The following is a 24,984-nucleotide window of genomic DNA, read 5'->3' on the forward strand; positions in this document are numbered from 1 at the left end:
GTGGGAACGGGTGGGGCATGTTGTGAACGAGGGGCCGGCGGTGCTTTTTTGTTTTCCGGCTAATGAGTAGTCTGCTCGAGGAAAACGAGTACTCCCCTCTCTGGTCTCGGCGGTAAGGCTGCAATACCCTGAATCCATTCGCGTCGATGGGGGAAGACGAATGTTGGGCAGTAGCTTCAGTGAGGGCAGGAACTCCCTCAACGCCATCAGGCTGGTCCTGGCAGCTCTGGTTATCGTTTCCCACTCCTGGTGGCTTGGAGGTTATGGGGCCGAGCCACATCCCGGGGGCCTGAAACTGGGGAGTTGGGCGGTCATGGCGTTCTTTGGAATCTCTGGATTCCTCATCACACGGAGCAGGGCGGAGTCGCTGTCTGCAGCAGCGTATTGGCGAGCCCGTTTCCTTAGGATCTTCCCCGGGCTCGTGGTTTGTGTAGCGGTCGTGGCGTTCGTTATTGCGCCTCTTGCCACCGCTGTGTCTGGCCGGCGATATTCATTACCCGACGCCGTGCTGTATTTCCTGTCAAACCTCTCAGCAGGTACGCCAAGGGTGGCCGTCCCAGGGATCCCCGGATCGCTAAACGGTCTGCCGGATCCTTACCTTTGGAACGGGCCTTTATGGACGTTGTTCTGGGAAATAGTCTGCTACGTATTGATCGGCATGCTCTTCTCGATCTTCAGGGTTGAATTAGTCCGCGTAGCGTTGCTTGTGCTCTTCTTGCTGGGAACGGCCGCCGCATTTGCCGTCGATGCCGGCCTGAGCAGATCGCCGGTCCTTTCTGACTGGCCGCTGATTCCGGTGTTGACCTTCCTGGCTGGCTCGCTGGCCTATCTTTTCAGGGACAGCCTTCCGGCAGGGATTCGTGCCGTAGCCGGGTGCTCGGCCCTGGTGGTGGTGATTGCCAGCCTGGGCTTCGGTTCTTCGCTGTCGCATATTCCCTTGGTGATCGTCTTACTGGCGGGCTCACTTCTACTGCCATTGTCAGCAGTCGGATCCCGCTACGACGTCTCATACGGCGTTTACATCTACGGCTGGCCGGTTCAACAGTTTCTGGCATCCCTGGGTCTCCATACAGCCGTACCGCCATTGATTTTCGCCGCAACCGCCTTGCTCTGTGTTGCACCGTTGGCCTGGTTGTCTTGCCGCTTCATTGAAGTTCCCATGCGGCGACGGCGCAAGGCGAGGGGCGCGCCGGAAATCGTTTCCAAGGCTGGCATGATGTTGATGTGACCTCCAACGAAATCACCGGCCCTGGCGGGAGTTCGACGCCGGCCCAACGAACGGCCGCCGCGATTGAACTCCTTGAAAGCGTCCACGAGGACCTTTCGGCCGTGACGCTGCCCCTCGCCCTCACTGGTGCGGACGAGGCCCGGTTGGACATCCGGCACTCCCTGGCCCAGCTGGAGGATTACATCCTGCCGCGGTACCGCAGCCTGGATGCGCCCCTGCTTGCCGTAGTGGGCGGCTCCACCGGCGCCGGGAAATCAACCCTGGTCAACGCGCTGGTGGGACACCCGGTTACCCGCGCCGGAGCCATTCGTCCTACTACGCGCCAGCCTATTCTGCTCCACCACCCGGAAGACGCCGAGTGGTTTGAAGGCCAACGGGTCCTCCCTAACCTGAGCCGGATCCGAGGCGCAGTCCTCTCAACCCCCCTCCCCGCAAGCCAGACAGACCAGTCAGGCCAGGCCCTGGACCCGGGGCCGGTCTCGTCCCTCGTCCTCATCGCCGATTCCTCGGTGCCTGCGGGAATAGCGGTACTTGATGCTCCCGACGTCGACTCCATCTCAGACGCGAACCGCCAGCTGGCAGGTCAACTGCTGGCTGCAGCGGATCTCTGGATTTTTGTCACTACGGCCAACCGCTATGCAGACGCCGTGCCATGGAAGCTCCTCCTGGATGCCGCCTCACGCGACATTCTGGTGGCCGTGGTCCTGGACCGGGTCCCGGCTTCGGCTGAAAAGGAGGTCAGCACCGACCTCCGTGCAATGCTCCGGCGCGAAGGATTGGGCGAAGCCCGGCTCTTCCTTGTTCCGGAACTGGAACTGGACGGTCTGGGGATGCTGCCCCCGGCGACTGTGGAGCCGATCAGGATTTGGCTCCGGGACCTGGCGGCGGACGCTGCAGGGCGGGCAGACATTGCACGCAGGACCCTCAACGGCACTGTCAAAGGACTTGCGCTGCGCGTTGCAGGTGCAGGCAAGGCCGTGGACGATCAACAGCGGGCGGCGGAGGTTCTGGCTGACGACGTACGGAACGCCCATACCGACGCCGTTGCCAGAATCCTTGAAGCCACCCGGGATGGAGCCCTCCTCCGGGGCGAGGTGCTTGCCCGCTGGCAGGATTTTGTTGGCACAGGGGAGTTCTTCCGGACGCTCGAACAGAACATCGGCCGTGTCCGCGACAGGATCGGTGCGTATTTCCGCGGTGAGCCGACTCCGGCAGTCAAAGTCGAGACCGCCATAGAAACAGGTCTTCAAGCCGTGATCATGGACGAAGCAGCTAATGCTGCCGAAGATTCAGACCGGCGCTGGCGCTCTGACCCGGCCGGCCGTCAGTTGTTGGGAACCGATGACCTGAGCGGCACGAGTCCGGATTTCGGGGACAAGGTAGCAGCTGAGATTCGGGACTGGCAGGGAGCGCTGATGGAACTGATCAGAACCGAGGGCCAGGGAAGGCGCACCCAGGCCCGGTGGCTTTCCATTGGTGTGAATGGACTCGGGGCGGCTCTGATGATTGTTGTCTTTTCCATGACTGCCGGCCTGACGGGCCTGGAGATCGGCGTTGCCGGCGGTACCGCCGTCGTCGGGCAAAAACTGCTGGAAGCTGTTTTCGGTGAGGACGCCGTGAGGCGCCTCGCACGGACGGCGCGGGAGGATCTGCACGTGCGCTGCGAAAAGCTGCTTCGGGCCGAGCAGCAGAGGTTCCTGGTACGGCTCGAGAGCGACGGCCGCGTTTCTCCCCAGACATTGCACGCCCGTGCGAAAGCACTTGAGACGCTTGCGGCCGCCGAATGAGCCGTCACGGTGCAACCCGGGAAGCTTCAGAACTTCACCGTAGGCTGGAGGCTCTGAATGATGCCCGCGAACTGGCGGAGGGCGTCCTATCCAACGAATCGCTGGATGCCGTCTTCGAGGTGCTGGAACGGGCAAGTTCGCGTCGTTCGCTCTCGGCGGATCACACAGTGGTGGGATTTTTCGGTGCAACCGGAAGCGGAAAGTCTTCGCTCTTCAACGCTGTCGGGGGAGCGGAAATTGCGACGGCGGCGGCCCGTCGGCCAACCACCTCAGAACCCCTGGCAAGCGTTTGGGGCGTTGCGGGAAGTGCGCCGATCCTTGACTGGCTGCAGGTCAGCCAACGTCACCATGCGTCGGTTGTCCCGGGGTTTGCCGATGAAACAACCGGCTTGATCCTGCTTGACCTTCCGGACTTTGACTCCACCCGGGCTGCCAACCGTGAAATCGTGCAGCGGATGGTTGGTCTGGTGGATGTCCTTGTCTGGGTGCTGGACCCGCAAAAATACGCCGACGCGGCCGTGCACAACGATTTCCTGACCCCTCTGGCCTCCCACGCAGCGGTCATCCTGGTGGTCCTGAACCAGATAGACAGGCTTCCAAAACCTGAGCTTAATCCGGTGTTGGAGTCCCTGCGGGGAATTCTTGCCCGTGACGGGCTGGGGCGGGTACAGGTACTTGGTACCTCGGCGGTAACTGGGGAAGGCATTGATGAGGTCAGGGCAGCGATCCGACGCGTGGTGTTGCAGCGCGAGGCATCGTCCAAGCGGCTGGCTGCCGACGTGGCGCGTGAATCTTCCAGACTGGCTGCGGAATCGGGTGATGGGGAAGCCGCCGGAGTGTCTTCCGGCGCACGGGCACGCCTCGCTGACGAGCTGGCCTCCGCCGCAAATGTTCCACTCGTGGTGGAAGCAGTCGCCAAGTCGTACACCATTGAATCCACCCGGCGGACGGGCTGGCCGGTAACACGCTGGCTGGTGCGTTTCCGCCCGGACCCGTTGCGCAGGCTCAATCTGCGCAGGAATGAGCCGTCGGCTGTCAACAGGACCTCGCTGCCACCGGCCGGAGCTCCGGAACGTGCAAGGACGGATGCTGCCGTCCGCGAATTTGCCGACGCCGCAAGCGAAGGTGCTCCTGGACCCTGGCGCGCGGTGATCCGCAGTGCTGCCCGGGATGCCCGGGAGCAATTGCCCGATGCCTTGGACCAGGCAATTGCCGGGACTGAACTGTCCGCCGGAAAGAAGTCCTGGTGGTGGCCTGTCTTCAATTTTGTCCAATGGCTGGCGCTCGTGACGGTTCTTGGCGGACTCGGCTGGCTGGGTGGCCTCGCCGGTCTCGGCTACCTGCAGTTGCCGGTTCCGGAGGTGCCCAAGGCGGAAGGCTGGCCGCTTCCCACGTTGATGATCCTCGGTGGAGCTGTGCTGGGAGTTTTCCTTGCGATCACCGGCAGGGTCATAGCTGCGCTTGCCGCGAGAGTGCGGGCTGGTGCGGCAAGGAGGAGGCTGAAGAGTGCCGTGTCTGCAGTTGCTGAGCGGAGGGTGGTGGAGCCCGTGGAGGCTGAGATCAACCGACTGCGATCCTTTACTGCCGCCCTCAAGGCCGCCCGCGCCCAGTGACGCCGGCTGGCATCAGATCTGTGAAAGAGCCTTTGCAGCATCCCGCACCTTTATCAGCGTGCGAAGGTTGCGCGTTGTGGTGGTGGACTTGTAGCGCGGCTTGGCCGAAACCTTGCTGATCGGGCTGTCCAGGGTTCCCCCAACGGGAGCCAACCAGGCCACGGCCTCCGGACCGAGCCGTTCGAGGACGTTTGCTTCAAGCGCGGTGCCCTCAAGGTCCGAAGCAGCCGTGACCAGTTCGTCGAGCATGCCTGGATCCGAGGACAACGTGACGTAGCTGTGGGTGCTTTCATCGTCCGCCGGATACTGGCACGCTTCCACCAGGTCCGCCACCCGTTTGTCAGTCAGAACCACCACCCAGGCGTCATAGCCGAAAGACTCACGCAGACAGGCTTCAAATTCCTTCTTAACGGCAGCAGGGTCCAGATCACTGGTCAGTACAACGTTTCCGCTGGCCAGGAGCGTCTTTACGTTATTGAACGGACACTGTTTGAGGGCCTTTTGGAGATCGGCCATCTTGATATTGATGCCACCCACGTTGACGCCGCGGAGAAACACTGCATAGCTGGTCATGCTGCCAGCCTACTGCCGGCGCCGGTAGCGCCTCAGTTGTGCGCGGATACAGCAGGCAGCCGGTTTGCCGTCAGTCGTTGTTCTTGCGGAGGGCGTCCGTAAGGAGGCGTGCAGCGTTGCACACCACTTCTGCGTGGAGCCTTCCGGGCTGACGGGTCAATCTCTCGATCGGGCCGGAGATGGATACTGCGGCGATTACGCGTCCGGACGGTCCTCGGACGGGGGCCGAAACTGACGCAACACCAGGCTCACGTTCACCCAGGCTCTGACCCCAGCCCCGCCGTCGTACTCCTGCGAGGACAGTGGGCGTGAAACGGGCAGACTGCAGACCCTCAAGAAGGCGGTCATGGTCCTCCCATGCCAGGAGGACCTGGGCAGCAGATCCGGCTTTCATGGAAAGCTGCGTGCCCACCGGGATGGTGTCCCGGAGCCCGATGGGACGTTCGGCGGAGGCGACGCAGACGCGCCAGTCGCCCTGGCGGCGGAAGATCTGGGCGCTTTCGCCGGTGGCATCGCGCAATTGCATGAGTACCGGGCCGGCGGAGGCGATCAGGCGGTCTTCACCTGCAGCGGATGCAAGCTCAACGAGCCGGCTTCCGAGGACAAACCTTCCCTGGATATCCCTGCTTACGAGCCTGTGATGGACAAGGGCAAGAGCGAGCCGATGCACCGTTGGCCGGGCCAGGCCGGTAGCCGCTACGAGCTGCGCCAGGGTGGTGGGTCCGGCCTCCAGTGCGTCAAGCACATGGGCCGCTTTATCGATGACACCGACTCCGCTAGAATTGTCCATGTACTGATATTGCCGTCTCATTATCTGAGATGCAAATCTTTGGACTGGCTTATTACAGAGGTCCGCTGATTCAGTGGATATTAATAGCCAACAGCAGTGAAGGGAGATGGCCATGGCAAAGACATTGGCCGAGAAAGTCTGGGACGCGCACGTGGTGCGCAAAGGCGACGGCGACGGCGCCAACGCTCAGCCGGACCTTCTTTACATCGACCTTCACCTTGTCCACGAAGTGACGTCACCGCAGGCCTTCGAAGGCCTCCGCCTGGCGGGCCGCAAGCTGCGTCGCCCAGACCTCACTATTGCCACTGAAGACCACAACACGCCGACCCTGGATATCGACAAGCCCATTGCCGACCTTACCAGCCGGACCCAGATCCAGACCCTGCGCAACAACTGCCAGGAGTTCGGCGTCAGGCTGCATTCCCTCGGTGATGCCGAACAGGGAATCGTGCACGTCGTAGGCCCGCAGCTCGGTCTGACCCAGCCCGGCATGACGGTTGTCTGCGGTGACTCCCACACCTCAACCCACGGGGCGTTCGGCGCACTTGCGATGGGTATCGGCACGTCCGAGGTGGAGCACGTTATGGCCACGCAGACCCTGTCCCTGAAGCCGTTCAAGACCATGGCTATCAACGTCGAAGGCACCCTGAAGCCCGGCGTTACCGCCAAGGACATCATCCTGGCGGTCATTGCGAAAATCGGTACGGGCGGCGGTCAGGGCTATGTCCTGGAGTACCGCGGCTCCGCCATCCGGGCGCTCTCGATGGAAGCGCGGATGACCATCTGCAACATGTCCATCGAAGCCGGTGCCCGCGCCGGCCTGGTGGCCCCTGACGAGACCACGTACGCGTACATGAAGGGCCGCCCGCACGCACCGCAGGGCGCCGATTGGGACGCCGCCGTCGAGTACTGGAACACCCTGCTCACGGAAGACGACGCGACGTTCGATGCTGAAGTGGATCTCGACGCCGACACTCTTGAACCCTTTGTCACCTGGGGCACCAACCCGGGTCAGGGTGTGTCCCTGTCTTCCAAGGTCCCGTCTCCCGAGGATTTCGGTGACGAAAACGCCAAAGCTGCGGCCGAACGTGCCCTGCAGTATATGGGCCTGACAGCCGGGACGCCGATGAAGGAAATCCGGGTGGACACCGTGTTCCTGGGTTCCTGCACCAATTCGCGCATGGAGGATCTCCGGGCTGCTGCGGACATCGTCCGCGGGCGCCAAAAGGATCCCAACATCCGCATGCTCGTGGTGCCGGGATCCGCACGTGTGCGGCTTGAAGCCGAGGCTGAGGGACTGGATAAGGTCTTCAAGGACTTCGGCGCCGAGTGGCGCTTTGCCGGCTGCTCCATGTGCCTGGGCATGAACCCGGACCAACTGGAGGTGGGGGAGCGCTGCGCTTCGACCTCCAACCGGAACTTCGAGGGCCGGCAGGGCAAGGGTGGCAGGACGCACCTTGTTTCGCCCGTTGTGGCCGCCGCTACCGCTGTCCGCGGAACGCTCAGTTCCCCGTCGGATCTGGACCCCGCTCCGGACACCGCAGCCATCCGCACCGACGCCGCCTAGGAGCATCCATGGAAAAGTTCACCACCCACACCGGAATTGGCGTCCCGCTGCGACAGAGCAATGTGGACACAGACCAGATCATCCCTGCGGTCTACCTCAAGCGCATCACCAGGACCGGTTTCGAGGACGCTTTGTTCTCAGCCTGGCGCAAGGATCCGTCCTTCATACTGAACCAGGCTCCGTTCAATACCGGATCGGTGCTTGTTGCCGGCCCCGACTTCGGTACCGGTTCCTCCCGTGAGCATGCTGTCTGGGCATTGAAGGATTACGGCTTCAAGACAGTTCTCTCTTCACGCTTTGCTGACATCTTCCGGGGCAACTCCGGCAAGCAGGGTCTGCTCGCGGCCGAACTTGCTCAGGATGACATCGAGCTCATTTGGAAGGTCCTCGAGAACGCCCCGGGCACAGAAGTGACTGTGGACCTCGTTTCAAAGACGGTCATTTGCGGTAACGTCGTCGCACCCTTCGACATTGATGATTACACGCGCTGGCGTCTTCTGGAGGGCCTCGATGACATCGGGCTGACCCTGAAATACGAGGAAGACATCACCGCCTACGAGGCCACCCGGCCCTCGTTCAAACCCAAGACCCTGCCTGCACGGCTGTCCTAAGCGTCCGCTCCAAGCGGGCCACGGTACTGCCTCCGCCGGGCACTGGCTGGCGCCTGTATTTCGGTTCGGTACAGCGAACTCATATGCTTAGCGGGAGCCTTTGGAAGTATTGGGGGGCGAGTAATCGTGAGGAAACCGGTATATGAGTAGTGTTCTGACAATCCGCGGAGGCGTCCCGCTTACAGGCCGCGTCACCGTCCGTGGGGCCAAGAACCTCGTCCCCAAGGCGATGGTTGCGGCCTTGCTGGGCAATGAGCCGTCCCTGCTGCGGAACGTTCCTGAAATCAAGGACGTCGAGGTTGTTACCAGTCTCCTGCAGCTCCACGGCGTCACCGTGGACAAGGATCCCATCACCGGCGATCTCACCCTGGACCCGAAGGATGCCAAGACGGCATCCAGCACAGCCATCGATGCCCACGCGGGGGACTCCCGCATCCCCATCCTTCTCTGCGGACCGCTGATCCACGCGATCGGCGAGGCTTTCATCCCCGACCTCGGCGGCTGCAAGATCGGCGACCGGCCCATCGACTACCACCTCGACGTGCTGCGGCAGTTCGGCGCTGTGGTGGAGAAGCGGCCTGGAGGCATTCACATCTCTGCGCCCCGGGGGCTGCAGGGAGCAAAGATTTCCTTGCCCTATCCCTCGGTAGGCGCCACAGAGCAGGTCCTGTTGAGCGCCACGCGTGCGGAAGGCATCACAGAGCTTTCAGGTGCGGCCACTGAACCGGAGATTGTCGACCTCATCGCCGTACTCCAAAAAATGGGCGCCATCATCAGCGTCCAGACGGATCGGACCATCCGCATCGAGGGTGTCCGTGATCTGGGCGGATACAACCACCGCGCTCTCTCGGACCGCAACGAGTCTGCGTCGTGGGCATCGGCAGCGCTGGTTACACGCGGCGATATCTTCGTCGAAGGGGCAACCCAGCGCGACATGATGACGTTCCTGAACACCTACCGCAAGGTGGGCGGGGGAATGGACATCGGCGAGGACGGCATCCGCTTCTATCACCACGGCGGCAAGCTGAGTCCGCTTGTGCTCGAGACCGATGTGCATCCCGGCTTCATGACCGACTGGCAGCAGCCGCTGGTTGTGGCGCTCACGCAGGCTGAGGGCGTGTCCATCGTTCACGAGACCGTGTATGAAAACCGCTTCGGCTTCACTGATGCACTGCTCCGTATGGGGGCCAACATCCAGGTGCACCGTGAGTGCCTGGGCAGCGTTCCGTGCAGGTTCGGGCAACGGAACTTCCTGCACTCTGCCGTTATTTCCGGTTCCACCCAGCTCAAGGGGACCGACATCGACGTTCCAGATCTTCGCGGCGGATTCAGCCACCTCATCGCAGCACTGGCCGCGACCGGTACCTCGCGCGTCACCGGTATCGACATCATTAATCGAGGCTACGAACGGTTCACGGAGAAGCTTGCGGGCCTCGGCGCCGATTTCGACATCACTGCAGCTAAGTAGCGGGGGCTCCCTTTGAAGGAAACGGCCAAGAGCCACGTCACTTTCGTGATTATCGCGGGCATCGCACGGAGCCTGCTGAATGTCATGATGGACAGGAAATGGGAGGGCACCGAGAAGCTTCCCGCGGGTGGTTTCATTGCCGCGCCCAACCACTGCACCGAAATCGATCCCCTCATTGTGGGGCACATGCTCTACAACCAGAAGCGGGCGCCGCACTTCCTCGCCAAGGCGAGCCTTTTCAAGGTCCCTGTTCTGGGCTGGGTCCTGCGCGCAACCAAGCAGATTCCGGTGGAACGCTCGACGGCGGGAGCGAACCGCTCCCTGCAACTCGCCCAGGAGATCGTGGCTGAAGGCGGAGCCATTGTCATCTACCCCGAAGGAACGCTGACCCGTGATCCGGGGTTGTGGCCCATGAAAGGCCACACCGGTGCGGCCCGCCTGGCTCTCGAGGGCGGGATCCCTGTCGTTCCCATAGCCCATTGGGGAGCCCATGAAGTTTTTCCGCGCTATGCCAAAAGCTTCCACCTTTTTCCGCGGAAGCGTTCACGGCTTGTGGTGGGGCCGCCAGTGGACCTCAGCGCCTTCGAGGGCCGTCCCCTGGACAAGGCGACTCTGACCGGGGCCACCGAAGCAATCATGAAGGACATCACAGCCTTGCTGGCCGGGATACGCGGTGAGGAGCCGCCAGCCGAGCGCTGGGATCCTTCGGCCCACAACCAGTCAAAGCATGGCCGGAAGATGCAAAAGGGTTCCGCGGACGTCATCGCGGACGACAGCAACGCTCTCGGTAGCGACCCGACGGACCCTCCCCGGGGTGCGGAATGACCGGCCAGGACACCAAACCGGGTTCGGCGCTCTCCGTGGCTATCCTGGGTGCAGGCTCCTGGGGCACCACCTTTGCGAAGATCCTGGCTGATGCCGCAACGGCTTCCGGGGTAGACCGGAGCATCCGTCTCTGGGGGCGACGCCGTGAAGTCGTCGAGCAGATCAACGCAAGCCACCGCAACCCGCAGTACCTCAAGGATGTCGAATTGCCGGCAAGCATCACCGCGTCCCTGGACGTCGATGAGGTTCTGGCCGGCGCTGACCTGGTGGTGCTGGCTGTGCCGGCCCAGACCCTGAGGCCACAGCTGCGGAGCTGGAAACACCTCGTGGGCGCTGATGCGATGGTTGTCTCCTTGATGAAGGGCCTGGAGTTGAGTACCGACGCCCGCATGAGTGAAGTCATCTGCGAGGAACTGGGCATTCCGGCCGATCGCATCGCTGTGGTGTCAGGTCCCAACCTTGCGATGGAAATCGCCAGGGAAGAGCCCACCGCCTCAGTTGTGGCTTGTTCCAACGCTGCCGCTGCCGGATGGATCGCGCGCACTTGTACTGCACCTTACTTCCGTCCCTACACCACAGGTGATGTCGTCGGTGTCGAAATCGGCGGCATCGTGAAGAACGTGATCGCGCTGGCTGTAGGCATCTGCGAAGGAAAGCAGATGGGGGACAACACCAAAGCGTCAGTCATCACCAGGGGGCTGGCAGAGACTTCCCGTCTGGCGCTTGCCCTCGGCGGCGAGGCCAACACAATGGCCGGGCTGGCAGGTTTGGGTGACCTTGTTGCAACGTGTTCCTCACCGTTGTCCAGGAACCACACGGCCGGCCGGCTGCTGGGGGAGGGTCTTTCCCTGGGCGAGGTAGCAGAGAAAATGACGCAGACGGCCGAAGGGATCAAATCCGGCCAGGCTGTTCATGAACTGGCAGGAAAACTGGGCGTTGATATGCCCATTACCGCGGCCGTGGTGGCCGTCCTTGCCGGAAAGATGTCCGTTGACGAACTGGGACCGCGGCTGCTCGCCCGGGAACTGAAACCCGAAGGCGATTACTGACTGTGTCGGATGAGAATGTAGAAACAGCGGGCAAGCCCCGCCCCCGTGTTGTTGTCCTCTTCGGTGGGCGCTCCAGCGAGCATGCAGTCAGCTGCGTCACTGCCGCGGGCGTGCTGGGAGCCATCGACAAGGACAAATACGATGTCATTCCCATCGGCATTGCCAAAACAGGCCAATGGGTCCTGGCATCCGGAGATACGAGGCAGTGGTCGCTGTCCTCTTCATCGTTGCCGGAGGTAGAACCGTCATCCAGCACCGTAACGCTGGCGGAGATCGGCGGCGAGCATCAGCTGATTGTCGCCTCGCCGAACCAGATCCCCCAGGAACTCGGCACTGTCGACGTCGTGTTCCCCGTCCTGCACGGGCCGTTCGGGGAGGACGGGACCATCCAGGGGCTGTTGGAGCTTTCGGATACCCGATACGTCGGAGCCGGGGTGCTGGCCTCGGCTGTCGGCATGGACAAGCACTTCATGAAGGTTGTTTTTGAGGCTGCCAAGCTTCATGTTGGACCGTACGTGGCCGTGACAGACCGCCAGTGGCTCACGGATCCGGAATCAGTGCGTAAACGCGTGGACCTGCTCGGGTTCCCCGTCTTTGTGAAGCCGGCCCGGGCGGGCTCCTCCATGGGCATCTCCAAAGTGGACTCCCTGGAGGGCCTGGATGCCGCCATAGAGGAGGCACGCCTGCACGATCTCAAGCTCGTTATTGAAGCGGGCATCGTCGGACGGGAAATCGAGTGCGCAGTGCTTGAGGGCCGTGGGACTCAGCCCCCGCGCACTTCCATGCCAGGCGAAATCTCGGTTGCAGGGGGCGGCCATGAATTCTACGACTTCAATGCCAAGTACGTCGAGGATGATGCTGCCCAGCTGAGCTGCCCGGCTGACATCCCGGAAGAAGCCATCGCCCGGGTCCGTGAACTCGCCGCCGCCGCTTTTGACGCCGTGGGTGCCGAGGGCCTGAGCCGCGTGGACTTTTTCTACACGCCCGACGGCCAGATCATCATTAATGAGATCAATACGATGCCCGGATTCACGCCCAAGAGCATGTACCCGCAAATGTGGGCCGCGTCAGGCTTGAGCTATCCGGCCCTCATTGACGAACTGATCTACTTGGCCCTCAACCGGAAAACAGGGCTCCGCTAGCGGCTTGGCGGCAGGTTCTGCAAATCTTCCTTGCCCACGCAGTTGCGGCTTGCGGGGATCTTTCCGGCAGCACTGGCAAGATCAGCCAACACCGTTGCCGAGGAGATTTTTTCCGGATCCATCAGGATCTCTGTCGCGGGTTCCCGGCCGAACGTAGTGAGGGTATAGACCGGATCCCCTTCCTTAATGACCCAGTCAATACCGTTAACGCTGACGCATCTATCGGTGGTGGGTCCCGGCGGGTTGACACCGCAGCGGAGGATGACGCGGGACGGGTCTCCCCAAGCCGCCGTTGCCTGGCTGTTCGTCTTCCGCAAGGGGGCGTCCCCGATCGCCTCGGGAAGTGCCACCATCATGGGAGCACAGGCAGGATTCGCTGCATCCTTCGCCGGGGCAACGTCGACGGTGGGAGAGCAGGCTGTGAGGGCAAGCAATAAAGCCGCTGCTGCGAATGTGCTGTACAGCCGGAAGGATGCGACATTGAAGGCAGGGAGCAGCGGACGCATGTTTCCACCCTATCGGTCATCCGCGGGGTCGCGGACCGGGGGACGGACGGCTGAGCTTCCCAGAACACGCGCCAGAAGGGGCATGCAGAGCTGGGGGCCTTGTTTCCACAAGATTTTGTGAGGTCTGAAACAGGCTTTTCGAAGGATTGCCCAAGGATCGGGCTCTGCCTATACCTCAAACAGGTGCTTCACGCATAGGATTTGGGCACCACCTAGGTCTCACCCTTAGCGAGTTAATTTGCACTCTTTACGACGCACGGCATTGCAAACTGCTATCGCGCTGCTCACGGCACTGACGTCCCTGTCAGTTGTTGTACAGCCAGCCACTGCCGACCCAAGGACCTCCCCGGGGCTTTCGGGGAGCGCTTCCGCCGTCGTCAATGTCCCGGCCGTTGATGAGCCGGAACACGAACATGAACACCCCGACATGCCTCCACAGCCGGATGATTTTGTCCGGCCGGAGCCCCCTGCCGGGGCATTGTCCACCGAGTACACCTATGTGAACTCACCGCTGGCGGGCACGATGAGAACAACTCTCGTGACAGTTCAGCTCGCCGATAAAACCGCAGCCGAGACCGACAGTGCGGTACCTATGAATGCGGCCATTGCCTCAGTGGTAGCGTCCCGTGGCTTCTGGTCTTTCGCCTCGTCCGGGCGGGTCCAAATTTCCATAGTTGCAGAAAGGCATCTCCATAAGTCGGCCGCCCGGTCCACCCAGTCCCCGTGGGATATAACGGAAACAGTCAGTCGCGAACTGGGTTGGTCTCAAACTTCCTACTCGGCATTGGTGCTGTTCATCCCTGGCTCTTACCTCAACAATGGTGCTGCCGGCATGACCTACAGCAATGGGGGAATTGGCGGGCGCATCCTGATGCCGCAGAACAGCCGACTTACCACTCCCGTCCTGGCCCACGAATTCGGTCACACGCTGGGCCTGGATCACGCCAACAGCCTTCAGTGCGGCAGCGGTGTCTCCGACGTCGCACCCGGGCCTTACGATGGTTTCGCCGATCCCAGCTGCAGCGTCAAGACCTACGGTGACAACGTGGATCTGATGGGCATTTCGCACTATGACTACATGCCGATGATCAGCGCCAGCTTCTGGGACATGGGGCGTTTCGGCGACGGAAATGAAATAGCGAATCTCGGGACCCTGACTGCAGCCCGGACCATAGTCCTCAAACCATGGGCGGCGCCGGGCTCTAACAGGGCGGCAAAGTTCACTGATCCCAAATCAGGGGAAGTATATTTCCTGGAACTGCGCACCCCCGTCGGCTATGACGCTGGAAAGGCTGTGGGCGGGAACAGGGGAGTGAAGATCACCCAGCAGGCGCCCGGCAATTCGTCGATCGTCTTGCCCCGGTCCACCCTGCCGTTCAGCGGGTACTACAGCAACACCCAAGCCTGGCAGGCCGGCAGCACGTTCGTTACCCATGCCGGGACCAGAGTGACGATTGATTCATTGAGCGACTCTTCGGCCACGGTAACCATCCATCCGGGTGGTCTTGAGGCAAAGGGAGCCTTCGACAGCGCAACTGCGACCGTTACCTCCTCCAGTGCAGAGCTGGTGACACAGGGATGGGCTGTTGATCCGGCCACGAGCGCGTCATCTACCGACGCCCACATCTACGTCACGGCGCCGAACGGAACGAGGACCGGCTACGCCGTTCGGGCAGACCGGTCACGACCGGACGTTAACTCGTATTTGGGCATCAGCGGCAACCATGGCTTCCAGCACTCGCTAGTGGTCCAGACCCCGGGCACCTACGAAGTCTGCGTTTTCGCCATCGCCAGCTACCAGAACACGGCGCTCGGATGCAAAAACGTTGTGGCGGCCATAGCGTCACCGGTCGGTTACCTGGATCACGTGTCCTTGGCAATCGAAGGGAACCAAGCAAAACTGAAAGCCAATGGCTGGGCGGTCGACAAAGGATCACCTGCCGTTTCGATCCCGGTCCACATCTACGTGACCAGCCCGGGCGGTGAGACATTGGGGTATGCGCTCACCGCTGGTGAGCCCCGCCCTGATGTCAATCAAGCCATTGGTGTTTCGGGCTCCCACGGCTACTCCTGGGCACTGCCGATCTCAATAAGTGGCCAATACAAAGTCTGCGCTTACGGGATCCATGTCACTCCCATGTCTGCCGGGAACAGTCTGCTGGGCTGCCGTTCCATTGATGTACCTGGCGCTGATCGCCCCGTGGGCTATCTGGATTGGCTTTCATTCCGGAATCAGGGCGAATCCGCCACCTTGGAAATTGGAGGCTGGTCCTACGATCCGGGATCACCTGCGGCTTCAAATCCTGTCCACCTCTACATCACCGCCCCTGATGGGAAGACAACCTCACAGGCGGTGTCTGCAGACATACTCCGCAGCGATGTCAACACGGCTATGAAGGTCAGCGGCTCACACGGGTACCGGGCCAGCATCGGTGTGAACCAGGTGGGGACATACCGCGTGTGCGCCTACGGGATCTACATCAGCGTCCTGTCCAAGGGAAACTCTTTGTTGGGTTGCCAGAGCGTGACGGCAAAAGCGGCCGAGTCCCCGGTGGGTTTCCTCGATTCCGTGGCGGTTGAGAGTTCAGGAGCCTCAGCGGCTATCGTCTCGTCCGGCTGGACCTTGGAGCCAACACAACCTGCAGCGTCCAACCCGGTGCATGTTTACGTTACTGGCCCCGATGGCAAGACTGCCGGGTACGCGTTCGGAACTACTCAATTAAGGGCAGACGTCAACGCATTCATGTCCGTCACTGGAAATCATGGTTTTCGGACCAGCGTTCCCATTTCACAGCCCGGGAAGTACAGGGTTTGTGCTTACGGCATTGCTGTCAGTCCCCTCTCAGCAGGACACAAACTGTTGGAATGCCGGGAAGTTAACGCCCCAGTTGCAGATATTGCCATTGGATATCTGGATGCAGTGCGTGTGGAGACGGTGGGAGGACAGCCATCCCTGGCGGCTATCGGGTGGACCCTTGATCCCAATGCCAGTTCCGCCAGCATCCCGGTACACACGTATGTCACCTCGCCGGACGGCATCACACGGAGTTTCAGCTCCACAGCGGATCTGGCCCGTCCGGATGTCAATACCGTCATGAAGGTCACCGGAAATCACGGTTATAAAACAATGACGCCGATCACAGCGCGAGGAAAGTACACAGTTTGCACGTACGGGATAGGCGTTGCAGCGTTGAAGGCAGGCAATGCCTTCTTGGGCTGCAAATTCGTCTCATACTAGCCCGCTATGCCCCGGTGAAGACTGTTACATCCCAGACCGGCATGAGTGGAGATGTCTTCCCGCCGCGATAGCGTAGTGCCGTGCTTGAAACTCCGTTGACCGTTGCTGACCTCACCGAATCCGGGCTGCTTGCCCGGATCTTTCCCCGACTCAAAGGCGCATCTGGGGCCGGCGCCCTGTTGCTGCTCGGCCCTGGGGATGACGCTGCCATCGTGGGCGCCCCGGACGGGCGTACCGTCTTCAGCATCGACACCCAGGTCCAGGACCAGGATTTTCGCCTCCAGTGGCCCAACGGCCATGCGAGCACAGGGTACGACGTCGGCTGGAAGGCTGCTGCCCAGAACCTCAGCGACATCAACGCCATGGGAGCCCAGGCAACCTCCATGGTGGTGAGCCTGACTTTGCCCAAGGAAACCCAGGTGTCGTGGGTGGAGGACTTTGCGGATGGATTATCTGCCAGCATCCGTGAACTGGGAGCACTCCGCTGTTCAGTTGCGGGTGGTGACCTGGGACGTGGGCGTGAACTCTCCGTGACGGTGGCAATCCTGGGGACTCTGGATGGCAGGGACCCCGTGCTGCGGTCCGGTGCTGCTCCAGGAGATGTTCTGGCTCTGGCAGGAACGGTAGGGCGTGCGGCGGCCGGTCTTGCCATTCTTGAGTCTGGACACAGCGTGGCGTCACTGGCGCCAGGGCTGCGTCAGTTCGTGGACGCCCAGTGCCGTCCCTTTCCGCCTCTGGCCTCTGGTCCGTTGGCACTGGAGGCGGGGGCCTCGGCCATGCTCGACATTTCTGACGGGCTCGTCAGGGATGCCGGCCGGATGGCGGAAGCCAGCCAGGTGGTGGTGGACCTTGATCCGGAGTCTTTGAAGCTCCTGGCGGCCCCATTGGCACCTGCAGGGCGGCTGCTCCGTACGGAGCCGCTTGAGTGGGTGCTGGGCGGGGGCGAGGACCATGGTTTGCTTGCAACCTTCCCCGCCGGAGTTCAGTTGCCCAGGGGCTTTGCTGCGATAGGCTCAGTGCAGGCCCTTGCAGGAAACAACAGCACGGGTGTCAATATCGCGGGCCGGCCCGCTGACCTTGTGGGATGGGATCACTTTGCAGACTAAGATTGCCGCGAACGCGCAAGCGATGAAGCGGTGGTTGAGCAAGGCAGAAACGGCCCTTGGAAACCACAGCGACCGACTGAATGCGATCAACATCTTTCCGGTCGCGGACGGGGACACCGGCACCAACCTGTATCTCACCGTTCGCGCGGCCACAGAAGCCCTGGGCGGACGCGGCAACGAAGCCAAGGCCGGGCCATCTAATGCGGCATTGGGGGAATCAGGAGCTCCCGTCCACGGAACTGTCGGACAAAATGATGTGGGGGCCGTGCTCGCAATGGCAGGCCAGGCGGCCATGGAGAAAGCACGCGGCAACTCCGGAACACTGTTTTCGGTGTTCCTCTGCGCCGCCGCCGAACCCCTGGCCGGGCACACACGGCTGAGTTCCCCTCTGCTGGCAGCCGCCCTGAACAGGGCACAGATCAGGGCCTGGACGGCGCTGAGCGATCCTGTCCCCGGCACTATGCTTTCCGTAATTGAAGCCGCCTCCCGGGCCGCCTCCGCAGTCGACTCCGCGCTGAACGGGGACGACAGCAACCATGCCCTTGGCCTGGCCCTCGACGCAGCGGTGCAGGCTGCCTTGGAAGCTGTGATCCGTACAGAATCACAGCTGGACGCCCTGCAGGCGGCCAAAGTGGTAGATGCCGGCGGAGTCGGAATGCTCCTGATTCTGGACTGCCTCCGCTCAGCCGTCCTCGGTGAAGAGCTCCAAAGTGAACTTCTGGATGGCTTGCACGGCTACGACGTGCAGGACCCCCACATCCATACGGGCATGCCCGATGACGACGGCGTCGAAGTCATGTGCACCATCAACCTCTCGCCGCTGGATGCCGCCACTCTGCGGCAGCGCCTCGACCAAATGGGCGACTCCGTCATTATGAGCCAGCTGGGCCATGCTGCAGACACAGACGGCAGGTACCGCTGGCGTGTCCACGTTCATGTAAAGGAAGAGGCGCCCGCCGTTGCCGTAATCCGCAAACTGGGAGAGCCCACCGAAATCTCCGTCAGCGAGCTGGCCCAGGCGCGGAATGTTGAGGTCGGAGACTATAACGGGCATGAGCGCTGAGCTGGAACTTGCCTTGGAGCGCCGCATAGGAAAGCGCTCCGCGGCTGTCATCGAGAAGCACCTTGGCATTACAACTGTTGGTGAACTCCTCAACTACTTCCCCCGCCGCTATCTGAGCAGGGGAGAGCTGACACCCATCAGTGAGGTGCCACGGGATGAGGAAGTGACGCTGATTGCGCGCGTTGTCTCCAGCAGCACACGCGCCATGAGGGCCCGCCGCGGTTCCTTGACCGACGTCGTCATTACCGACGACGCCGGCGCCGCCACCGCGAAAGGCGGCGGTTCCGGCGCCCGGGCGGGAACGCTCAAGATCAGCTTCTTTAACGGGTACAGGGCCAAGGCTGAGCTCCTTCCTGGCCGGCGGGCCATGTTCTCCGGCAAAGTCACCATGTTCGGCGGCACACTGGGGCTGACCAATCCAGATTTCCTCCTGCTGGACGAAGACCCCGACACCCCAGGCCTGGACCCCGAGAAGCTCGCGGCAATGCCCATTCCCGTCTATCCGGCCACTGCCAAGCTCACGAGCTGGTCCATCCAGAAAGTAATCTCGACCCTGCTCGAAACTGTTGAGCTGGGCGATCTGGAGGACCCGCTGCCCGCCGACATCGCCGCCAGGGAAAATTTCCTGCCGGTGGGTGAGGCCTACCGTCTTATCCATGCTCCTGAGACGCAGCCGGACTGGCAGCGCGCCAGGGACCGTTTCCGGTTCCAGGAAGCACTGGTCCTTCAATCGGCTCTCGCGCGACGGCGCGCCCAGCTCGCTTCCGAGGAAGCCACTGCGCGAAGGCCGGTACCCAATGGCCTGCTGGCTGCTTTCGACCGGCAGTTGCCCTTTACGCTCACTGCCGGGCAGGCCGCCGTCGGAAAAACACTGTCCGGTGAGCTTTCGCAGGACAGCCCTATGAACCGGCTCCTGCAGGGAGAAGTCGGCTCGGGAAAGACCATCGTGGCCTTGCGCGCCATGCTGCAGGTAGTTGACTCCGGGGGACAGGCGGCGTTGCTCGCACCCACCGAAGTCCTCGCGGCGCAGCACTCCGAGTCCATCCGCCGGACCCTCGGCCCATTGGTCCGCGACGGTCTCCTTGCCGGCGGGGACGCGGCCGTCGGCGTCGACGGGGTCCAGGTCACCCTGCTGACTGGATCAATGCCGACGGCGGCCCGAAAGCAGGCCATGCTCGATGCGGCCTCCGGAACCGCCGGCATTGTCATCGGCACCCACGCCCTGCTCAGCGAGAACGTCTCGTTTTACGACCTGGGCCTGATTGTGGTGGACGAGCAGCACCGCTTCGGAGTCGAGCAGCGCGATGCCCTCCGCGCCAAAGCCCGCAAGCCGCCGCACCTCCTGGTCATGACTGCCACCCCCATCCCGCGGACAGTGGCAATGACCGTTTTCGGAGACCTGGAAACGTCTGTCCTCGATGAGCTCCCAGCCGGGCGTGCTCCGATCTCCACGCATATTGTCGGCCTGGCCGAAAACCCTGCCTGGGCAGCAAGAATCTGGTCCCGCTCCCGCGAAGAGATCGATTCCGGTCACCAGGTGTATGTGGTGTGCCCCAAGATCGGCACGGACGACGACGGCGACTTCAGTCCCGGTGAGGCGGAGCCGTCCGGAGCGGAAGTGGAAAGTGACTCGGCCGGGCGCGAACTGGCGTCGGTGACCGCCGTCGTCGAACATCTCAAGGAGGAGCCTGCCCTCGCAGGGGTGCCCCTGGCACCCCTTCATGGCAGGCAGGACGCCGTCTTGAAGTCCGAGACCATGGCGTCTTTCACCACCAACCAGGTCAAGCTTCTCGTCTCCACCACGGTTATCGAGGTAGGAGTGGATGTCCATAACGCCACACTGATGGTGATCCTTGATGCCGATAGGTTTGGTATTTCCCAGCTTCACCAGCTCCGCGGGCGGGTGGGCCGCGGCGGACTGCCGGGTACCTGTCTGCTGGTGACCACACTGGAACCCGGGCATCCGAGCCGTCGCCGGCTTGACGCCGTCGCAGCGACCACGGATGGCTTCGAGCTGTCGCAGGAGGATCTCAAACTCCGCCGCGAAGGGGACATCCTCGGAGCCTCGCAGTCAGGGGGCAGGTCCACGTTGAGGCTCTTGCGGGTCTTGGAACATGAGGATGTCATTGCACGCGCCCGGGAGGATGCCCAGCGCATTGTTGGCCTGGATCCGCAGCTGCTGGCCCATCCTGTCCTTGCCGCCGCCATCGACGAATACCTGAACCCCGAAAAGGAGGCCTTCCTTGAGCGAGGCTGAAACAAATGCCGTCTTGGAAAACGGCCTGTGCTGCGGGGGACCGGCTTGAGCCGGGTTATTGCCGGCGTGGCCGGCGGGACTACCCTGGTCAGTGTCCCGGGTTCGTCGACGCGGCCCACCACGGACCGGGTCAAAGAGGCATTGTTTTCCCGGCTGGAGGCCTTTGACGTCATCGCCGGGGCCAAGGTTCTGGATCTGTATGCCGGTTCCGGATCCCTAGGCGTGGAAAGTGCCAGCCGTGGTGCCGTATCCGTAGACCTCGTGGAATCCGATGCGAAGGCAAGCGCCGTGTGCCAGCGGAATGCGGACATGATCAACACAGCCCTGGGCGGCAAAAACGTCTCGGTTCACCGGTCCAAGGTGGAGCCGTTTCTTGAACGGGCAGACGCGGGAATCCTTTGGGACCTGGTGTTCCTGGATCCGCCGTATCCGCTGGATGAGCCCGCCCTCGCGGCTGTGCTGGAGAAACTGTCCGGACATCTCGCCGACGCTGCCGTGGTGGTGGTCGAACGCTCGTCACGGACCCCCGAACCGCGCTGGCCTGCCTCGATGGAACGATTTGCGGAACGAAAATACGGCGAAACCAAACTGTGGTTTGCTGAACCCTCGGCCCAGGAGTAAAGCCGGCGGCTGATCCGGTCAGCTGAGTGCGTCGAGCTCCACGCCGGCCAATACGTTCGCCGGATGAGGGCCACGGGACTTGAGGGAGGCCGTCCACTCCTCTTGCCATGCCTGCTGCGTTCCCACCAGGACAATGTTGCCGGGGTAGCGCCCGGCGAACATCCCTGCCTCAGCGGTTGCCGCGACCGCATGGAAGACCTTCCGCATGGCGGCAACCTGGCTCCGCACGAGGCTGAGCCCGGGTTCGTCGCCCACGTTCACGATGAGGACTCCTCCAGGAGCCAATCGATCGGCAGCCTCTTCGTAGAACTCGCTGCAAGCGATATGGGCGGGGGCTTCAGGGCCGGAGAAAATGTCCAGGATGATGACGTTGAAAGAGAGGCCGGCCGGAAGATCGGCAAGGGAATCGCGTGCGTCCCCTATGACCGCCGTCAGTTCAGTCCCCTCAGGTAAAGGCAGTTGCTGGAGCACAAAGTCCAGCAGTTCCCGTTCCAGCTCCACTGCATACTGGCGTGAACCGGGGCGGGTGGCCTGGATGTAGCGGGCCAGGGTGAGAGCGCCAGCGCCAAGGTGCAACGCGTGGACGGCCTGGCCGGGAGGGGCGGCGAGATCCACGACGTTGGCGATCCTCCGCAGGTACTCATAAAAGACCTCGTGCGGGTCAGCGAGATTAACGTGGGACTGCTCCGCACCCCCGATGCTGAGGACGAAGCCGCCTTGAGTGTATGCATCCGGCTCTATGCTTGCGTGCTTTCCGATGCCTTGCAGGAATCGCGTGACTGGCGGGCCGCTGCGGCTGATCATCAGAGCCTGTCCCGCAGTGTTGCCAGGCGCGCCGCAGCTTCTTCGAGGACCGCTGTTTTCTTGCAGAAGGCGAACCGCAGCAGGCTCCGTGTGCGCTCTGCACCTTCAGGATGACAGAACACCGGGACGGGAATGGCAGCAACGCCTACCAGCGCCGGAAGCCTCCTGGCCAGATCCACCGCATCGGAGATCCCCAACGGGGACGTGTCCACATTCACGAAATACGTGCCCCGCGGAGTGAACACGTCCAGGCCTGCGGCGCGAAGTCCCTCGCTGAGGATGTCACGCTTGCTCTCCAGGCTCTTGGCGATCCCGGTGTAAAAGTCATCGGGAAGGCCCAGCCCCACGGCAATGGCACCTTGGAACGGAGTGCCAGAGCTGTAGCTCAGGAACTGCTTTACGGTCCGGATGGCAGCCACCAGATGTTCGGGGCCACTGAGCCAGCCGATCTTCCAGCCGGTGAACGAGAAGGTCTTACCAGCGGAGGAGATAGTGATGGTGCGTTCCGCGGCACCGGGAAGGGTGGCGACGGGAATGTGCTGGACACCGAACGTCAGGTGCTCGTACACCTCATCTGTGACGATGACGGCATTGTGCCGGGCTGACAGTTCGACGACGCGCTGGAGCACTTCACGGGGAAACACAGCGCCAGTGGGGTTGTGGGGATTGTTGATAAGCACCACCTTGGTCCGCTCGGTAAAGGCTTCCTCCATCAGCGCAGCATCGGGCATGAAGTCAGGCGCCAGGAGAGGCACGGTGGTATGGGTGGCCCCTGAGAGGCCGATCATTGCGCCATAGGAGTCGTAGAACGGTTCGAAGGTGAGGACTTCGTCTCCCGGTTCAACGAGGGCAAGCAGGGTGGCGGCGATACCCTCCGTGGCCCCGGTCGTGACGATTATCTCAGTCTGGGGGTCCGGCCGAAGCCCATAGAAGCGATCCTGGTGGGCGGCAATGGCTTCCCTGAGCTCCACGGTCCCTTTACCAGGGGCGTATTGGTTGGCGCCGGCGGCGATGGCAGCCTGAGCAGCGGCCTTGATCTCGGCAGGTCCGTCCTCATCCGGAAACCCCTGGCCCAGGTTGATGGCGCCGGTCTTCACCGCGAGGGTGGTCATCTCTTCGAAGATTGTGACCCCCAATGAACCGTCGGCCGCGAGCAGATTGGCTCCCAGGGCAGCCCGCTGCCAAGGGGAAGGAGTTGTTAGCGTCACGTGCTTCCTGTCTGTGCTTTTCCCTGCTAAATGATGCATCCATACGGTGGTGTCATGGTAACCCGCTCGGCCCATGGGGTAGGTTCGGAATATGCGACGTGCAGTATGCCCAGGTTCCTTTGATCCCATCCATAACGGTCACCTGGAGGTCATCGCCAGGGCGGCCGGGCTCTTTGACGAAGTCATCGTGGCTGTCTCCACGAACTATGCTAAAAAGTACCGTTTCACACTGGATGAACGCATCGATATGGCACGGGAAACGCTCGCGTCGCTGCGTGGCATCGTGGTGGAGCCTGTAGGGGACGGACTGCTGGCGGAGTACTGCCGCAAGCGCGGGGTATCCGCCATCGTCAAGGGGCTGAGGTCCTCCTCTGATTTTGACTACGAGTTGCCAATGGCCACGATGAACAGGCAGCTAAGCGGTGTGGAAACTGTCTTCCTTCCAGCTGAAGGACACTACCTCCACCTGTCCTCGACGCTGATCAAGGAAGTCGCCTCCCTGGGAGGCAACGTCTCGGACTTTGTCCCCAGATCGGTCCTGAAACGTATGCTTGCTGGCGAGTCTTCAGCGTAAGCACCGCCCAGAGGGTAAGCTCTATCGGTACACATCGCCGGGCGACTGTGGCATTCATCCGGATGGCAAGCGCCGCATGCAGCGGTTCAGCCCTCAGTTTGAGTCCGCACCTCCCATCAGGCTAAGATGGTACGTCGGTCATATGTTCAACAGGAGTTCTCATTAAACGAGATGCTAGTTCGCCCTTGGTGTTTGACGTCAAGGACCTCGGACGCAGTCCGGGAAGCATGCGGACACTGACGGAGCATGTACCTGCACCAAGTGATCTTGGTGTAGCACTCATTGGCGTTCAGCAAGGTTCGGATATCGAACTGGACCTGAGGCTTGAGGCCGTACACGAAGGAATTCTGGTATCAGGAAACGTAGTCGCCGAAGTTTCCGGTGAATGCGGCCGATGCCTGGATCCCCTTGCGTATGACCTTGAGGTCAATGTGCAAGAACTTTTCTTCTACGAGGGCGTTCAGTTCTCTGAAGGAGAAGACGATGAAGAGCAACGTCGAGTCGAGCACGATCTGATCGATCTTGAACCGGTGTTGCGGGACGCAGTGATTACCATGCTGCCGTTCCAGCCGGTGTGCCGGGAAGACTGCCAGGGCCTTTGTTCCGAATGCGGAGCGCGCCTGGAAGACGAGCCGGGGCACCACCACGAGGTCGTAGATCCTCGCTGGGCTGCCCTAGCTGATCTGGCTAAGCCTGACCGGCAAAATTGATTTGTAAGTGTTGGACTAAGAGAGAAATGAGTTAGCCGTGGCTGTTCCCAAGCGGAAAATGTCTCGCTCGAATACCCGCGCCCGCCGTTCCCAGTGGAAGGCGACCGCCCCCCACCTGGTGAAGACCATTGAGAACGGCCAGGTTACCTACAGCCTGCCGCACCAGGCAAAGGTCGTCACCGACTCGGCTGGCACTGCGCTGTTCCTTGAGTACAAGGGCCGCAGGGTCGCGGACGTCTAATCG

General features: G+C 62.0%; 22 protein-coding genes. 17 read left to right on the forward strand and 5 right to left on the reverse strand.

What is annotated here, in order from left to right; translation table 11 throughout:
• Positions 1-160: 160 nt before the first annotated feature.
• From MU551_RS14025 to MU551_RS14035, 3 genes are read left to right on the forward strand one after another with little or no spacing between them, the layout of a single operon-like run.
• A complete protein-coding gene (locus MU551_RS14025) occupies positions 161-1,228 on the forward strand; it encodes an acyltransferase family protein (protein WP_247045596.1) in 1,068 nt (355 codons plus the stop codon).
• Positions 1,225-3,015 carry a dynamin family protein gene (locus MU551_RS14030; protein ID WP_247045598.1) on the forward strand — a complete coding sequence of 597 codons (1,791 nt, stop codon included), beginning with the start codon at positions 1,225-1,227 and terminating at the stop codon, positions 3,013-3,015. The genes MU551_RS14025 and MU551_RS14030 overlap by 4 nt, the downstream gene beginning before the upstream one ends.
• Positions 3,012-4,628 (forward strand): GTPase, encoded by a 1,617-nt coding sequence (locus MU551_RS14035; protein WP_247045600.1) that lies wholly within the window; start codon positions 3,012-3,014, stop codon positions 4,626-4,628. The genes MU551_RS14030 and MU551_RS14035 overlap by 4 nt, the downstream gene beginning before the upstream one ends.
• Positions 4,629-4,640: 12 nt before the next feature.
• Here MU551_RS14035 and MU551_RS14040 read toward each other — a convergent pair whose 3' ends face one another.
• Entirely contained in the window at positions 4,641-5,201 is a 561-nt protein-coding gene (locus MU551_RS14040; RefSeq protein ID WP_247045602.1) for a DUF1697 domain-containing protein, read from the reverse strand.
• A 70-nt stretch (positions 5,202-5,271) separates the two neighbouring features.
• Entirely contained in the window at positions 5,272-5,991 is a 720-nt protein-coding gene (locus tag MU551_RS14045; RefSeq protein ID WP_247045604.1) for an IclR family transcriptional regulator, read from the reverse strand.
• A gap of 112 nt (positions 5,992-6,103) precedes the next feature.
• Between MU551_RS14045 and leuC the strand changes: the two genes are divergently transcribed.
• From leuC to MU551_RS14075, 6 genes are all read left to right on the forward strand, one after another.
• Positions 6,104-7,558: a 3-isopropylmalate dehydratase large subunit gene (leuC, locus tag MU551_RS14050; RefSeq protein WP_247045606.1), complete on the forward strand. Its 1,455-nt coding sequence runs from the start codon at positions 6,104-6,106 to the stop codon at positions 7,556-7,558.
• Positions 7,559-7,566: 8 nt separating this feature from the next.
• Entirely contained in the window at positions 7,567-8,169 is a 603-nt protein-coding gene (gene leuD, locus MU551_RS14055; RefSeq protein WP_247045608.1) for a 3-isopropylmalate dehydratase small subunit, read from the forward strand.
• A gap of 142 nt (positions 8,170-8,311) precedes the next feature.
• A complete protein-coding gene (gene murA / locus MU551_RS14060; protein WP_247045610.1) occupies positions 8,312-9,637 on the forward strand; it encodes a UDP-N-acetylglucosamine 1-carboxyvinyltransferase in 1,326 nt (441 codons plus the stop codon).
• Between the two features lie 12 nt (positions 9,638-9,649).
• Positions 9,650-10,462: a lysophospholipid acyltransferase family protein gene (locus MU551_RS14065; protein ID WP_247045612.1), complete on the forward strand. Its 813-nt coding sequence runs from the start codon at positions 9,650-9,652 to the stop codon at positions 10,460-10,462.
• Positions 10,459-11,511: an NAD(P)H-dependent glycerol-3-phosphate dehydrogenase gene (locus tag MU551_RS14070; protein WP_247045614.1), complete on the forward strand. Its 1,053-nt coding sequence runs from the start codon at positions 10,459-10,461 to the stop codon at positions 11,509-11,511. Before MU551_RS14065 ends, MU551_RS14070 begins: the two co-directional genes overlap by 4 nt.
• Positions 11,508-12,653: a D-alanine--D-alanine ligase family protein gene (locus MU551_RS14075; protein ID WP_281507197.1), complete on the forward strand. Its 1,146-nt coding sequence runs from the start codon at positions 11,508-11,510 to the stop codon at positions 12,651-12,653. The genes MU551_RS14070 and MU551_RS14075 overlap by 4 nt, the downstream gene beginning before the upstream one ends.
• Here MU551_RS14075 and MU551_RS14080 read toward each other — a convergent pair.
• On the reverse strand, positions 12,650-13,159 hold the full coding sequence (locus MU551_RS14080; RefSeq protein ID WP_247045618.1) for a DUF3515 domain-containing protein: 510 nt from the start codon (positions 13,157-13,159) through the stop codon (positions 12,650-12,652). The two genes, MU551_RS14075 and MU551_RS14080, sit on opposite strands and share 4 nt — an antisense overlap.
• A 262-nt stretch (positions 13,160-13,421) precedes the next feature.
• Here MU551_RS14080 and MU551_RS14085 point away from each other — a divergent pair, with 262 nt between their 5' ends.
• The 5 genes from MU551_RS14085 (at position 13,422) to rsmD (ending at position 21,444) form a co-directional block, all read left to right on the forward strand.
• Positions 13,422-16,397 carry a zinc metalloprotease gene (locus tag MU551_RS14085; protein WP_247045620.1) on the forward strand — a complete coding sequence of 992 codons (2,976 nt, stop codon included), beginning with the start codon at positions 13,422-13,424 and terminating at the stop codon, positions 16,395-16,397.
• A gap of 80 nt (positions 16,398-16,477) precedes the next feature.
• A complete protein-coding gene (gene thiL, locus MU551_RS14090; protein WP_247045622.1) occupies positions 16,478-17,503 on the forward strand; it encodes a thiamine-phosphate kinase in 1,026 nt (341 codons plus the stop codon).
• Between the two features lie 22 nt (positions 17,504-17,525).
• Positions 17,526-18,566: a DAK2 domain-containing protein gene (locus tag MU551_RS14095; protein WP_247045916.1), complete on the forward strand. Its 1,041-nt coding sequence runs from the start codon at positions 17,526-17,528 to the stop codon at positions 18,564-18,566.
• A complete protein-coding gene (locus tag MU551_RS14100; protein ID WP_247045624.1) occupies positions 18,556-20,823 on the forward strand; it encodes an ATP-dependent DNA helicase RecG in 2,268 nt (755 codons plus the stop codon). The genes MU551_RS14095 and MU551_RS14100 overlap by 11 nt, the downstream gene beginning before the upstream one ends.
• 30 nt (positions 20,824-20,853) lie before the next feature.
• Positions 20,854-21,444 carry a 16S rRNA (guanine(966)-N(2))-methyltransferase RsmD gene (rsmD, locus tag MU551_RS14105; protein ID WP_281507199.1) on the forward strand — a complete coding sequence of 197 codons (591 nt, stop codon included), beginning with the start codon at positions 20,854-20,856 and terminating at the stop codon, positions 21,442-21,444.
• 18 nt (positions 21,445-21,462) lie between these two features.
• Here rsmD and MU551_RS14110 read toward each other — a convergent pair whose 3' ends face one another.
• Positions 21,463-22,248: a spermidine synthase gene (locus MU551_RS14110; protein WP_247045628.1), complete on the reverse strand. Its 786-nt coding sequence runs from the start codon at positions 22,246-22,248 to the stop codon at positions 21,463-21,465.
• Positions 22,248-23,495 carry an aminotransferase class I/II-fold pyridoxal phosphate-dependent enzyme gene (locus tag MU551_RS14115; RefSeq protein WP_247045630.1) on the reverse strand — a complete coding sequence of 416 codons (1,248 nt, stop codon included), beginning with the start codon at positions 23,493-23,495 and terminating at the stop codon, positions 22,248-22,250. The genes MU551_RS14110 and MU551_RS14115 overlap by 1 nt, the downstream gene beginning before the upstream one ends.
• A gap of 52 nt (positions 23,496-23,547) precedes the next feature.
• On the opposite strand from MU551_RS14115, the gene coaD reads away from it, so the two are divergent.
• The 3 genes from coaD (at position 23,548) to rpmF (ending at position 24,981) form a co-directional block, all read left to right on the forward strand.
• Positions 23,548-24,030, forward strand: a complete 483-nt coding sequence (gene coaD / locus MU551_RS14120; protein WP_247045633.1) for a pantetheine-phosphate adenylyltransferase — start codon at positions 23,548-23,550, stop codon at positions 24,028-24,030.
• 185 nt (positions 24,031-24,215) lie between these two features.
• Positions 24,216-24,740, forward strand: coding sequence for a YceD family protein (locus MU551_RS14125; protein WP_247045635.1), 525 nt, complete (start codon positions 24,216-24,218; stop codon positions 24,738-24,740).
• A 37-nt stretch (positions 24,741-24,777) separates the two neighbouring features.
• Positions 24,778-24,981 (forward strand): 50S ribosomal protein L32, encoded by a 204-nt coding sequence (rpmF, locus tag MU551_RS14130; RefSeq protein ID WP_247045637.1) that lies wholly within the window; start codon positions 24,778-24,780, stop codon positions 24,979-24,981.
• Positions 24,982-24,984: the final 3 nt, after the last annotated feature.

Source organism: Arthrobacter rhizosphaerae, assembly GCF_023062595.1.
Taxonomy (GTDB): Bacteria; Actinomycetota; Actinomycetes; order Actinomycetales; family Micrococcaceae; genus Arthrobacter; species Arthrobacter rhizosphaerae.

Excerpts from the sequence above, each read along its gene's own strand:
- MU551_RS14070 (WP_247045614.1), top strand. The coding sequence starts at position 10,459 with ATGACCGGCCAGGACACCAAACCGGGTTCGGCGCTCTCCGTGGCTATC.
- murA (WP_247045610.1), top strand. The coding sequence starts at position 8,312 with ATGAGTAGTGTTCTGACAATCCGCGGAGGCGTCCCGCTTACAGGCCGC.
- leuC (WP_247045606.1), top strand. The coding sequence starts at position 6,104 with ATGGCAAAGACATTGGCCGAGAAAGTCTGGGACGCGCACGTGGTGCGC.
- MU551_RS14095 (WP_247045916.1), top strand. The coding sequence starts at position 17,526 with ATGAAGCGGTGGTTGAGCAAGGCAGAAACGGCCCTTGGAAACCACAGC.
- MU551_RS14080 (WP_247045618.1), bottom strand. The coding sequence starts at position 13,159 with ATGCGTCCGCTGCTCCCTGCCTTCAATGTCGCATCCTTCCGGCTGTAC.
- MU551_RS14045 (WP_247045604.1), bottom strand. The coding sequence starts at position 5,991 with ATGGACAATTCTAGCGGAGTCGGTGTCATCGATAAAGCGGCCCATGTG.
- MU551_RS14110 (WP_247045628.1), bottom strand. The coding sequence starts at position 22,248 with ATGATCAGCCGCAGCGGCCCGCCAGTCACGCGATTCCTGCAAGGCATC.
- MU551_RS14025 (WP_247045596.1), top strand. The coding sequence starts at position 161 with ATGTTGGGCAGTAGCTTCAGTGAGGGCAGGAACTCCCTCAACGCCATC.
- MU551_RS14040 (WP_247045602.1), bottom strand. The coding sequence starts at position 5,201 with ATGACCAGCTATGCAGTGTTTCTCCGCGGCGTCAACGTGGGTGGCATC.
- coaD (WP_247045633.1), top strand. The coding sequence starts at position 23,548 with ATGCGACGTGCAGTATGCCCAGGTTCCTTTGATCCCATCCATAACGGT.
- MU551_RS14035 (WP_247045600.1), top strand. The coding sequence starts at position 3,012 with ATGAGCCGTCACGGTGCAACCCGGGAAGCTTCAGAACTTCACCGTAGG.
- leuD (WP_247045608.1), top strand. The coding sequence starts at position 7,567 with ATGGAAAAGTTCACCACCCACACCGGAATTGGCGTCCCGCTGCGACAG.
- MU551_RS14100 (WP_247045624.1), top strand. The coding sequence starts at position 18,556 with ATGAGCGCTGAGCTGGAACTTGCCTTGGAGCGCCGCATAGGAAAGCGC.
- MU551_RS14115 (WP_247045630.1), bottom strand. The coding sequence starts at position 23,495 with ATGCATCATTTAGCAGGGAAAAGCACAGACAGGAAGCACGTGACGCTA.